The organism is Shewanella khirikhana (assembly GCF_003957745.1).
Taxonomy (GTDB): domain Bacteria; phylum Pseudomonadota; class Gammaproteobacteria; order Enterobacterales; family Shewanellaceae; genus Shewanella; species Shewanella khirikhana.
Genome location: NZ_CP020373.1, coordinates 4,201,401 through 4,212,413, shown reverse-complemented (window position 1 = coordinate 4,212,413; position 11,013 = coordinate 4,201,401). Strand labels below are relative to the sequence as shown.

General features: G+C 55.4%; 11 protein-coding genes. 5 read left to right on the top strand and 6 right to left on the bottom strand.

Annotated elements, in window-relative coordinates:
* Positions 1 to 120: 120 nt before the first annotated feature.
* Positions 121 to 1,323, bottom strand: coding sequence for an alpha/beta hydrolase-fold protein (locus tag STH12_RS18530; RefSeq protein WP_126168926.1), 1,203 nt, complete (start codon positions 1,321 to 1,323; stop codon positions 121 to 123).
* Between the two features lie 217 nt (positions 1,324 to 1,540).
* Here STH12_RS18530 and mtnC point away from each other — a divergent pair, with 217 nt between their 5' ends.
* The 5 genes from mtnC to STH12_RS18505 all read left to right on the top strand — a co-directional run bounded on the left by mtnC (position 1,541) and on the right by STH12_RS18505 (position 4,633).
* A complete protein-coding gene (gene mtnC / locus STH12_RS18525; RefSeq protein WP_126168925.1) occupies positions 1,541 to 2,221 on the top strand; it encodes an acireductone synthase in 681 nt (226 codons plus the stop codon).
* 125 nt (positions 2,222 to 2,346) lie between these two features.
* Positions 2,347 to 2,784: an acyl-CoA thioesterase gene (locus tag STH12_RS18520; RefSeq protein ID WP_126168924.1), complete on the top strand. Its 438-nt coding sequence runs from the start codon at positions 2,347 to 2,349 to the stop codon at positions 2,782 to 2,784.
* Between the two features lie 140 nt (positions 2,785 to 2,924).
* Complete coding sequence (pbpG, locus tag STH12_RS18515; protein ID WP_418856632.1) at positions 2,925 to 3,788, top strand: D-alanyl-D-alanine endopeptidase; 864 nt, start codon at positions 2,925 to 2,927, stop codon at positions 3,786 to 3,788.
* A gap of 2 nt (positions 3,789 to 3,790) precedes the next feature.
* Positions 3,791 to 4,030, top strand: coding sequence for a GNAT family N-acetyltransferase (locus STH12_RS18510; protein ID WP_126168922.1), 240 nt, complete (start codon positions 3,791 to 3,793; stop codon positions 4,028 to 4,030).
* A gap of 24 nt (positions 4,031 to 4,054) precedes the next feature.
* The gene (locus STH12_RS18505) at positions 4,055 to 4,633 is read left to right on the top strand and encodes a HutD/Ves family protein (protein ID WP_126168921.1); all 579 of its coding nucleotides are present in this window, start codon (positions 4,055 to 4,057) and stop codon (positions 4,631 to 4,633) included.
* Between the two features lie 6 nt (positions 4,634 to 4,639).
* On the opposite strand, the gene STH12_RS18500 is transcribed toward STH12_RS18505, so the two are convergent.
* From STH12_RS18500 to STH12_RS18480, 5 genes are all read right to left on the bottom strand, one after another.
* A complete protein-coding gene (locus tag STH12_RS18500; RefSeq protein WP_126168920.1) occupies positions 4,640 to 5,134 on the bottom strand; it encodes an NlpC/P60 family protein in 495 nt (164 codons plus the stop codon).
* A gap of 5 nt (positions 5,135 to 5,139) precedes the next feature.
* The gene (gene mog, locus STH12_RS18495; protein WP_126168919.1) at positions 5,140 to 5,670 is read right to left on the bottom strand and encodes a molybdopterin adenylyltransferase; all 531 of its coding nucleotides are present in this window, start codon (positions 5,668 to 5,670) and stop codon (positions 5,140 to 5,142) included.
* A 242-nt stretch (positions 5,671 to 5,912) separates the two neighbouring features.
* Positions 5,913 to 9,008 carry a hybrid sensor histidine kinase/response regulator gene (locus STH12_RS18490; protein ID WP_126168918.1) on the bottom strand — a complete coding sequence of 1,032 codons (3,096 nt, stop codon included), beginning with the start codon at positions 9,006 to 9,008 and terminating at the stop codon, positions 5,913 to 5,915.
* A complete protein-coding gene (locus tag STH12_RS18485) occupies positions 9,008 to 9,958 on the bottom strand; it encodes an ABC transporter substrate-binding protein (protein ID WP_126168917.1) in 951 nt (316 codons plus the stop codon). The genes STH12_RS18490 and STH12_RS18485 overlap by 1 nt, the downstream gene beginning before the upstream one ends.
* Before the next feature lie 2 nt (positions 9,959 to 9,960).
* Positions 9,961 to 10,920: a GGDEF domain-containing response regulator gene (locus STH12_RS18480; RefSeq protein WP_335925342.1), complete on the bottom strand. Its 960-nt coding sequence runs from the start codon at positions 10,918 to 10,920 to the stop codon at positions 9,961 to 9,963.
* Between the last annotated feature and the right edge of the window lie 93 nt (positions 10,921 to 11,013).

The window sequence follows — 11,013 nt, the reverse complement described above, 5'->3', positions numbered from 1 at the left end:
GATTTCTTTCACCTCGCAAAATATGAGTGAAAGTATAGACCATGGTCGGAGAGGCAAATTATTGAAAACACAATGGCATACGAAGTCTGACGTTCGGCCACCCGCCCTAATACAAAAGCATTATTGCCGCAGGGAAAGTCGGATGACCTCACCCTCTTTACTGGCCTGTAGCTGGGTGAGCATCCGCTGGTAATGATGCTGCCAGAAGGGATGGTCGGTCAGAGTTAACGCCTGCTCGAGCTGCTTGGCAGCTGCAGCGTTTTTACCCTGGGATGCCTGAATGGTGGCAAGCTCAAACTTGAGGCTGTGGTTCGTCGGCAAAGCGGTGGAGGCCTCGGTCAGCACGGCCATGGCCTGCAGCGGGGCGTCCGGCAAAGAGGCTTTGGCGAGTGCCGTGAGCGCGCCTTCCGCCGAGACCTCAAAGCCATACACATCCCTGGACAGATGCTGATAATAAGCAAGGATTGCCGCCACGCCCTGCTGGCTGATGGCGCTGTCGGCAGCGAGTGGCTTATGCACCTGGTCGAACACAAACTCGATGCCGTGGGCAACGCCCAGCACCGGCTGGGTCATGTAATAACTGCCGTCGAGTCTGAGGCTTTGCCATTTAAGGCTTTCTGGCGCATGGGCCTTGAGAAGGGTTTCAAACTCGGCGAAGGCGTCCAGTTCGCCACTCTCGAAATCACTGTCACTGGTGGATATTTGCAAAAAGCGGGTCTTACCGGCGAGGGACTTATCCAGGCTTTGCAGCCGAGTTTTCGCCTGTGACTGCACCTTGGCAAAGTCTTCACTCAGCACAGGGCTGATGGCGATATAGCCGTTGAACAGTGCTGGCCGCCTGAGCAATGTATGCAGCACCAGGCCGCCATTGCCGGTAAAACCGCTGACTATCTTAAAGCCGTTGTTGGGGTATTTGGCCGAAGCCGCGGGCAACAGGGAGTTTTCAACGAAATCCAGCAGAGCTTCATCGCCGGTTTCAATGGCCGCCGATTTAAGCTTACCCAGACCTTGATGGCCATTGGGCGGGGTGATCACTATGGTTTCGACCCAGGGCCAGCCGCCATTGTGGCTCATCCAGTCCTGCATTCCTGCCAGCAGCGGCTGCGCGCGGGGATGCCAGTCGAGCATCAGCACATATTTCTGGGTTTTATCTTCGCCGTAGTTTGCAGGCAGGGTGATGGTGAAGGTGGCGGGCTCGTCCCCCAGCAGTGGTGAGCGAACCTCAAGCAACTCTGACGAGGGGCCTTCTGCCGCCTGAACCTGCGGCGATAAAGCACTGATACTCAGCAAGCTGCCAAGCAATAAGGTGATGATTCTTCTCATTGAATTTCCTTTATTGGTGTTTTTTCATCCTTATTGCAGCTCAAGCTAAAGTAGCAGCCAGGGCGTCGCAAGTGAAAAGTCTGCAACCGGGCCGGTGCCACGCCGATTTCAGCCGTTCAACTGACCGATTTATCTGGCAAAGGGGCGCAATTCACTTTAGGATCTGCCTGCATCTTGGGCACTGTCTTTTGGCAGCAGTTAGTGGAGTAGCAATATCATGGGTATCAGAGCCATAGTCGTAGACACCGCCGGCACCACCACGGATCTCAACTTTATTCAGGAAACCCTGTTCCCTTACTCCGCTAAGGTGATGGCCGAGTTCCTGACCGAGCAGCAGCACAATCCACTGGTGGATTACTGCATGAGCGATGTGCGTGATATCGCGCTGGAGCCCGATGCCGACGTAGCCCGGGTGGCCGAGATTTTAGTGCAGTGGATTGCCGAAGACCGCAAAGTCACTCCGCTGAAAACCCTGCAGGGCCTGATCTGGAAACAGGGCTATGGCAAGGGTGAATTCAAAGGCCATATCTACCCCGACTTCATCGAAGCCATTAAACGCTACCGAGCTCAGGGCTTGCGGGTGTACAGCTTTTCCTCGGGTTCTGTCGATGCGCAAAAACTGCTGTTTGGCCACAGTGACGGCGGCGATCTGACCGAGCTGTTCAACGGCCACTTTGACACCCGCACCGGCAACAAGCTGGACAAACAGGCCTACTGCAACATAGTCAACACCATCAGCCTGACACCAAGGCAGATCCTGTTTGTGTCGGATCTGGTAGACGAACTCAAGGCCGCCGAGGCTGCCGGTATGATCACCTGCCAAATGGTGCGCGACAGCGCCATTCGCACTGGCAAATACCGCATCATCCAAAACTTTGATGAGCTGGCCTTCGACTGAGCCGACAGATGTTGTAGCGGCTTTTGCCTCGAAAACGCCCCGCCACGCGGGGCGTTTTGTTTTTTGCTTGAGCCTGCCCACAGTGCCTGTTAAGCTCGAACGAATATTAAACAGGCGTTTGAATCATGCAAAACTATTCCGACAAGCATCCCCACATCAGCCATATCCCTGTTGCCTGGGGGGAAATGGATGCCCTGCAGCACGTTAACAATGTGGCCTATTTCCGCTATTTCGAGACCGCCCGTATCGATTTTTTCGGTCGCTTCTTCCCACTGGACAACATGTATCGCCAGGGGCTTGGGCCGGTTATCAGCGAAAATCAGGCCAGATACAAACGCCCCGTAACCTATCCCGACACCCTGCAAGTGGGCGTGTGGGTGTCGGACGTACACCCGGACCGCTTCACCCTGCACTACGAAGTGTTCAGCGAAGCCCAGCAGGCCATTACCACCACAGGCACTTCCGTTGCGGTCATGTTCGACTTCAAACTGGGACGCAAAGCCGATATGCCGTCCGAAATGCTGGCCTTGCTCAAAAATCTTCAGCAAAGCGAACCTAGCTGACTTGTGATTGTCTCACCCTTGATTACACTTGGGTTATTGCCACGAAGATGGCAAGAGAATAACGACAACACTTATTATTGGCAGCGCGCATGAAATCCAAATTATTCCGTGTCATCGGCAGCTTTATGCTGCTCGGCCTGATGGCCGCTCCCGGCGCCTTTGGCGCCAGCAAATCTGAGACCAGCAAGCAGGAACTGGCCTCCTACAGCGCCATGTTGGTCGATACCAAAACCAACGAAGTGCTCTATTCCAGCAATCCCGAGGCTGTGATGCCCATTGCCTCGGTCTCCAAACTCATGACCGCCATGGTCACTCTGGATGCCAAGCTCTCCCTCAAAGAGAAGCTCACAGTCACCGTTGCCGAAAATCCCGAGATGAAGAATGTGTATTCCCGCATTCGCCTCGGCAGTACCTTAAGCCGCAAAGACGCCATGCTGCTCACCCTGATGTCGTCGGAGAATCGCGCCGCCACGACCCTGGCCCATCATTATCCCGGTGGATACAAGGCCTTTGTGAAAGCCATGAACGCCAAGGCCAAGGCGCTGGGCATGAGCAACAGCCACTTTGTTGAGCCCACCGGCCTGTCGGAGAAAAACGTATCTACGGCCGCGGATCTGGTGAAGTTGCTGCAGGCGGCCCGCAGTTATCCGCTGCTGGGCGAGCTGTCGTCTACCCCCAGTAAGTCAGTCACCTTTGGCAAACCCAGATACAGTCTGGCGTTTTACAACACCAACCGTCTGGTCAACAAAGACAGCTGGGATATCAATCTCACCAAGACCGGCTACACAGACGCCGCTGGCCACTGTTTGGTTATGCTAACCCGCATGGCCAAGCGGGATGTGGCCTTTGTGGTGCTGGACTCCTTTGGTAAACAAACCCATCTGGGCGATGCTGGCCGCCTGAAAAAGTGGCTAGAAACCGGCAAAGTCAGTCCAATCCCGGCATCGGCCAAAACCTATAAAGAACAACGCACCCGCGAACGCAAAGGTAATAACAAGGCTTAATCATGGAAGACATAGTGCACGATCAACAGCAACAGGCGTTTTTGCTTGGCCACCAGGGAGTGGAAGCCAGGCTTGAATATCAGCGCCGTGGCGATGCCATCGACTTCAGTCGCACCTTTGTGCCCCCGGAGCTGCGGGGTCAGGGGCTGGCCGAGCGCTTGGTGCGTTTCGGACTGGACTGGGCCAGGCAGCAAGGACTCGACATCCACGCCAGCTGCTGGTACGTTCAAAAATTCCTGTAGCGATACGTATTTAAAGGACACATCATGCCGACCCATCTGGTTGCCGCCACAGAATTCCAGACCAGCACCTGGTCCGGGGGCACCAGCACCCAGCTGTGGATCTATCCCAAAGGCGCAAGCCTGGCGGAACGCGACTTCGATTTTCGTCTCAGCAGCGCCATAGTCGAGGCCTCAGGCCCTTTCAGTGATTTCAGCGGTTACGACCGACTGTTGATTGTGCTGAGCGGCCAGATGTCGCTCACGGTAGATGGGGTAAAGGGCGCCGCCGAACTTGGCGCCGACACCGCCCCCTTCGAATTTGCCGGAGCCAGCCAAATCCATGCCGAACTTGGCAGTGCCGCGGTGGAAGACTTTAATCTGTTTGTGCCCGGGGGCGTGAAAAAGACCGCCGCGCGCCACAAGCTTGGGCCGCATCAGCGCTGGCATCAGCCGGATATGCCCCAGGCGTTGGTGTATGGTATTTACCTGCGTCAGGGCTACCTGATTGCCGGTGAAAACCTGGTTGATAGTGAGTACCCACTTATCATTTCATCCGCGCCATTGAATCTATTGACCGAAGCTCCCAGCGATTTTATCGCCTTTGCCATTGGTCATCGCCAATAAGCCGGTTCAGCGGTTGTCGTAACGGCGGATTTGCCAGAACTTCTGCTTCCAGTAGCTGTTGGTGAGGGATGAAATCATCACCCCCTGACTGGTGGAGGCGTGCACAAAACGCTGGTCGCCCAGAGACACCCCCACATGGCGGGTACTCCAACCGGTTTTGAAGAAGATAAGGTCGCCGGGGCGCTGCTTGCCCTTGGCCACAGGTTCGCCCAGTTCAAGTTGTTCTTCCACCGTGCGCGGCAATGCTTTGGCCGCCAGATCCCGGTACACCAGCAAGGTAAAACCGGAGCAGTCTATCCCCTTTTTGCTCATGCCGCCGAGACGATATGGCACCCCCTCCCAGTCAGCATAAAGCCACAGCAGCCGCTCGGCGCTGAGGCCATTGCTGCTGACTTGGGCTTGGGCCGGGGCAGCGGGCAGCTCCGGCTTTGAGCTACAGCCCACCAGCCACAGGCAACCCCCAAGCAGCAACAGGCGAAATATCTGTGTCATCCATGACATGGGCATTACTTCTTGGGTCTGAATGGCTTGATGACCGACTCATCGCATTCAAGATAAGGGCCGTCCATCAGGTCGATGCAATAAGGGATGGCCGGGAACACTGCATCCAGACATTCACGGATAGATTTGGGCTTGCCGGGCAGGTTTACTATCAGGGTGTCGTCTCTGAGACCGGCGGTTTGGCGCGACAAAATGGCCGTTGGCACAAACTTCAGTGACTCGGCACGCATCAGCTCGCCAAAGCCCGGCATCATCCTATGGCACACGGCTTCTGTTGCTTCCGGAGTCACATCACGCTTGGCAGGACCTGTGCCGCCAGTCGTGACCACCAGACAGCATTGCTCGTTGTCGGCCAGATCAATCAGGGTCGCTTCGATGTCGGCCTGCTCATCGGGAATAAGGCGATAAACGCTTTCCCATTCGCTGGTGAGATAGGCATTTAGGGTGTCGATAATGGCTTGACCCGAGAGATCTTCGTAGATACCGGCGCTGGCGCGGTCACTGACGGTCACTATGCCGATTCTGGCTTTGGCCATGGCTGCTTCCTTATGGCAAGACGGAGCCGCTCAGGGCGGCAACTTAATGGTCCTCTAAAATAACACAATCAGCAGCTTGCCAAAGTATCCCTGGTCACAAAGGCGACCGGGTTCAAACTTCAGGGTGACTCAACAAGATAAGATACGAGGTGAACAGCAGGATGAAGCGCGGATATTGGCAGCCTATATTCAGTGCCTATATCGTGTGCCTATATCGGATACCAAGGTTAAGCGCCGGGCGTTCAGGCAGACTGAACCTGACTTTGCTCCAGGGTATCCTGCAATGTCGCCAGGAAGCGCTCGCGATTATCAGCCAAAAACTCCCATTGCAGATTACGGGCAGCAACTTCCATTTCCTTGGCCACCGCAGCCAGTGGCCCCATGCACAGATTGCTGGCCGCGCCTTTAATGGAGTGCACTGCGGTGCGCACGGCGGCGAAGTCTTTGCGATCCATGGCAGTTTCAAAGGCCTCGCGGTACACCATCATTTCTTCAACAAACACCGTGAGAATGTCGCCCAGCAACTGCTCATCGCCTGACATCAATTGCAGCGCGCAGTGCCGGTCAAACAACTCTTCCGGCGTCACCAGCACCTCGCCCTCTTCATCGGATGGCTGCATATGCTGTGCGCTCAGGTAACGCTGCAACACCTCACTCAAGACACCGATTTCCAGCGGCTTGGCGACATAGTCGTTCATGCCGGCCTCCAGACACTGCTCTTTATCGCCTTTCATGGCGTTGGCGGTCATGGCGATAATCGGGATGTCTTTACACTGCTCACCGGCATCGCCCAGGCGAATCGCCACCGTGGCCTGATAGCCATCCATTTCCGGCATCAGGCAATCCATCAGTATGATGTCGTAGTTTTTGTGTTGCAGCGCCGACAGCGCCTCGAGGCCATTGAAGGCAACGTCCACATGATGCAGCCCAAGATTTCGCAGCATCCCCAGTGCCACCATCTGGTTTACCTTGTTATCTTCCACCAGCAGGATTTGCGCCGAGTCTTCAAAGTGCCGCTCGGCAGTTTCGAATCTGTGCTCTTCTTCAACGCCGCCACCACTCAGAATATCCACCAGCGCCAGGGTTTGCGGCGGACGACAGATAAACTGGCACTTGGGCTGAGCATCGGCCTGTAAACTCAGCTGCTGCTGATGGGAAATCACCGCCAGAACCTGACAGTGCTGCTGTTGACCAAGATCCGACAACCAGTCCAGCTCGGCATTAATGGATGCCAAATGCTGCGGCACTGAATAGATCAGCCAGTCAGATTCCTGCAGCCCCAGGCTGGCTTCCAGGCCTTCGCGGCCATTGAACGACTTCACCTGCAATTTCCAGCCGCTGAAAAGCTCCATCAGCATCCGCTCGGAGGCCCCCAGCTCTCCCGCCATAAACACCCGACCACAGGGCAATACCGGCGGCCAGCTGCGACTATGATTGGCCACGTCCGGCTTGAGGTGAATATGGAACTTGAACGTACTGCCGGCATCTTCGGCGCTGATCACCTTGATATCGCCATCCATCAGCTCGCACAGCCGCCGGGCAATCGACAAGCCCAGCCCGGTGCCGCCAAAGTGGCGGGTGGTGGATGAGTCGGCCTGGGTGAAGGGAGAAAACAATTGATCCTGTTTATCTTTGGGGATACCTATGCCGGTATCTTCAATGCTCACATCGAGCCGCAAGCCACTGGAGGCCTCGCGCTGCGCCTGCACCCGGATGGCAATCCAGCCCATCTCGGTAAACTTGATGGCGTTGCCCACCAGGTTTACCAGCACCTGCCGCAAACGGCTCGGATCGCCACGCACCCAGCGCACATGAATGCCGGAAACATCCAGCAGCATTTTCAGCCCTTTATCTTCAGCGCGTATTGCCAGCGGCTGCACAAACTCATCCAAAAGCTTAACCAGATCAAAGGGAATTTCTTCAATCTCAAACTTGCCGGATTCAATTTTGGAGAAGTCGAGAATATCGTTGAGCAGGGTCAGCAACGACTCGGCGCTGGAGGAAGCGACAGACACGTAATGACGCTGCTGAATCGACAGTTCAGTGCGCCCCAGCAGCGACAAAATGCCAATCACGCCGTTCATGGGGGTGCGGATTTCATGGCTCATACAGGCCAGAAAATCGGCCTTGGAGCGCGATGCCGCCTCGGCCTTCTCCCGGGCATCCATCAAGGCCCAGTTGTTGAATTCCAGCTCCTGGGCATAACTTTCAATTTTGCGCTCATTGGCCTTGATACGGCTTAAGTCCTCGATACAGGCAAAAAAGCCAACCACCTCACCTTCGCCATTAAAATCAGGCACATAAGTTGCCTGAATATAACGAACTTCCTCACCACTTCGCTCAATATCTGATTCAAACACCTGCTGCTGGCCTTCCAGTACCCGCTGCTGATAAGGGCGAACCAGCTCTTCGATGGGGGCAGGCAACACATCAGCCACCAAATGCCCAAGCACTTCTTCTTCCGATTTTTCAAGCCATTGCAGATACCGCTTGTTGATAAAGCGGTAACAGCGGCTGGCGTCTACATAGGCCAGTTGCACCGGGATCACGTTGGTCACCGCATCGATGTAGCGCCGGGAATCTTCCAGCTCCTTTTCCTGGGCAATCCGCTGCTTGATGGAAGCATTGTAACTATCGACCAAAAGCCCGAACTCATCATCGGACTCAAGCGAAATCTCCCGCTGGTGATCGGCGACTATCTGCCTGCGAATGGCGCTGATCGGCGCCAGCACCACCCGCTGCTGCACCAGGGTATTAATGCCGAGCAGCAACAAAAAGCCCAAACTCTGGATCACTACAAATTCAATCAGGTCGGCGCGTGCCTCCACCTCCAGCGGCGCTGTGTTGTAGGCCACATAGAGCGCGTATGGCCTGAGCCGCTGCACTTCGGGGGAGATAAGATATAGCCTCGAGCTTTGATGGAAGATGCCATCCATCATATGCAACTCAACATTATTGGATTGGGTCAGGGCATCGCCGATAAGCTTGCGGATATTGTCGCCATAGACTTCGGCCACGGTGCGGCCCAGGTACTCTGAGTGATTGTCAGCGACAATTCGGTCTTCGCTGACAAGGCTCATGCGGGTGATGGACTCCTTGGTGGAAAGTGCCAGCACCACCCGTTGTAAATCGGTGCGGCTGGCCCGGGTTTCCAGCGCCAGATTCAAGCTGTTGAGCAAGTCCACCATCTCATGGCGGGCCTGATCTTTAATACGCTCCCGCATATCGGCCTGGTAATACAACGACACCAGCAGGCACACCACCACCGCCAAAAAGGCCGTGGCTACATTCAGCTTGTAGCCCAGGCTCTTGCGCCCTTTGCCGGAAAATCCAACCATTACCTGGCTCCGGGTAAGGTAAACATTCCAATCACGTGACTGCAATCCCCTTGCAGGGCATTGATGTGCTTAAGGGTGGTGCACACCGAGCGCGCCATGTTTTCGAGCGCCGCCACATCGCTGAAAAGCCTTTGCTGGTCGGCCTCATTCAACAGGTACAAATCGTTAATGGCAGCGATGAAGTCTTCTGGTGGAATGCCTTCGCGGCGCGCCATTATGGCAACGGCTTCTTCCTGATGAGTTTGAAAATAGGTGAGTGATTTTTGCCATGCCTGATGCAACTTGGGCACCAGATCCGGCTGTGATTCCAGCACCTTAGCCGACAACGACAGGGTATCGAGGATTTCGCCGGGGATCTCGCGGGTAGTAAACACCAAGTGGTGCTCATCACTTTTCAGCGAGGCCATCGAGTAAGGGGGATAGGTCACCATGGCATCGATGGCGCCTGAGGCGAGCAGCCGCGCGCCATCGCCCTGCTCCACATTCACAACCTTTACGTCATCAAGCAGCATACCATGTGCCGCCAGCGCGCGGGTCAGGACATAAATGCCGAGAGAACTCACCTCGCAGCCGATGGTTTTCCCCTTCAGTGCCGGCAAGTCACTGAACTCCTTGCGGGTGACAATCACATCACCGCCGTTGGAGTAATCCGCCGCCAACACCACCTTGATGGGCTTGCCGCCGAAGGCTTCTACCTGCACGGCTTCAATCATGGTGCTGGTAAAGCCATCAACCCGTTCCGACAAGTAAGCACGCTGGGCATCCGATAAAGTCGCCACCTGCACCAACTCGATATTTAATCCAAGCTCGGTGAAAAAGCCCTTTTTCTCAGCCAGATACAACATTTCGTAGCCGGGCCATGGGTTAATGGCCACGATGATTTTGGGTGCTGGCGCAGGCTGACAGCTAAACAGAAAACAGGCCATCACCAGCAGAAAGAGGTGTCTCATGGTTATCCTTCCTGTTGCTTTTGTTGCTCTTGGAGCTTGGGCTTGATGGTCGATGCTTCGGCGCGGCAACACACCACCCGATTGCGCCCCTGAGACTTGGCCCGGTACACCCCGTCGTCCGCCATCACCAGCAAATGCGAAAAATCGGCGTTATAAGGGCTGGCTTCCACCAGGCCGAAACTGCCGGTGATCTTAAGCCCCTCGGGCTCCAGGTCCTCCAGTTGCTGGCGCAGCTTTTCCATTTTTTGGGCAGCCTTATCCAGGCTACAATCCAGTAAAATCACAAATTCTTCGCCGCCCAGGCGCGCGACCACATCTTCCTTTCGGGTGCTGGAATTGAGCAGCTTGGCCACCGCCATCAGCACCTTATCGCCGGTGATATGTCCATGGGTGTCATTCACCTTTTTAAAATGATCTATATCCACCAGCACCACTGTCATCGGCGAGCGATGACGCACCACCCGCGCCAGTCGCTGCCGGGCGGTTTCCACCAAAAAATGACGGTTGTAAAGGCCAGTGAGCTGATCGTGCAGCGCCATAAACTGCAAGCGGTCACGCTGTTGTTTGAGCTGAATATGGGCGGAGACGCGGGCACGGACTATGGCAGGACGGATGGGTTTGGTGATGTAATCCACGGCGCCCAGCTGCAAGCCGAGCTGCTCGTCGTCATCGGTATCCTTGCCGGTGACAAAAATAATCGGGATTTCGGCGGTCATGGGGTCGGACTTGAGCGCCTTGCACACCTCATAGCCATCGAGGTCAGGCATCACCACGTCCAGCAGGATGAGATCGGGTTGAGGTTCACTGCGGGCAAGCTTGAGACACTGGGCGCCACTCACGGCCTCACGGACGTTATAAAGGCCCTTCAGGCACTGCCCTATGACCAATAGGTTCGTCCTTACATCATCCACAATAAGAACGGTAAAAGGTTCCATCATCTTGGCTGCCCACTCCCGGCTCACACCCGAAATCCTTCCTGTCTGGAAAAGTGTAGCAGCCAAAAAAAAGGGCGATGGAAAAAGCCCTTATTTTCTGTAGAAAAATAGCCCGAAAGG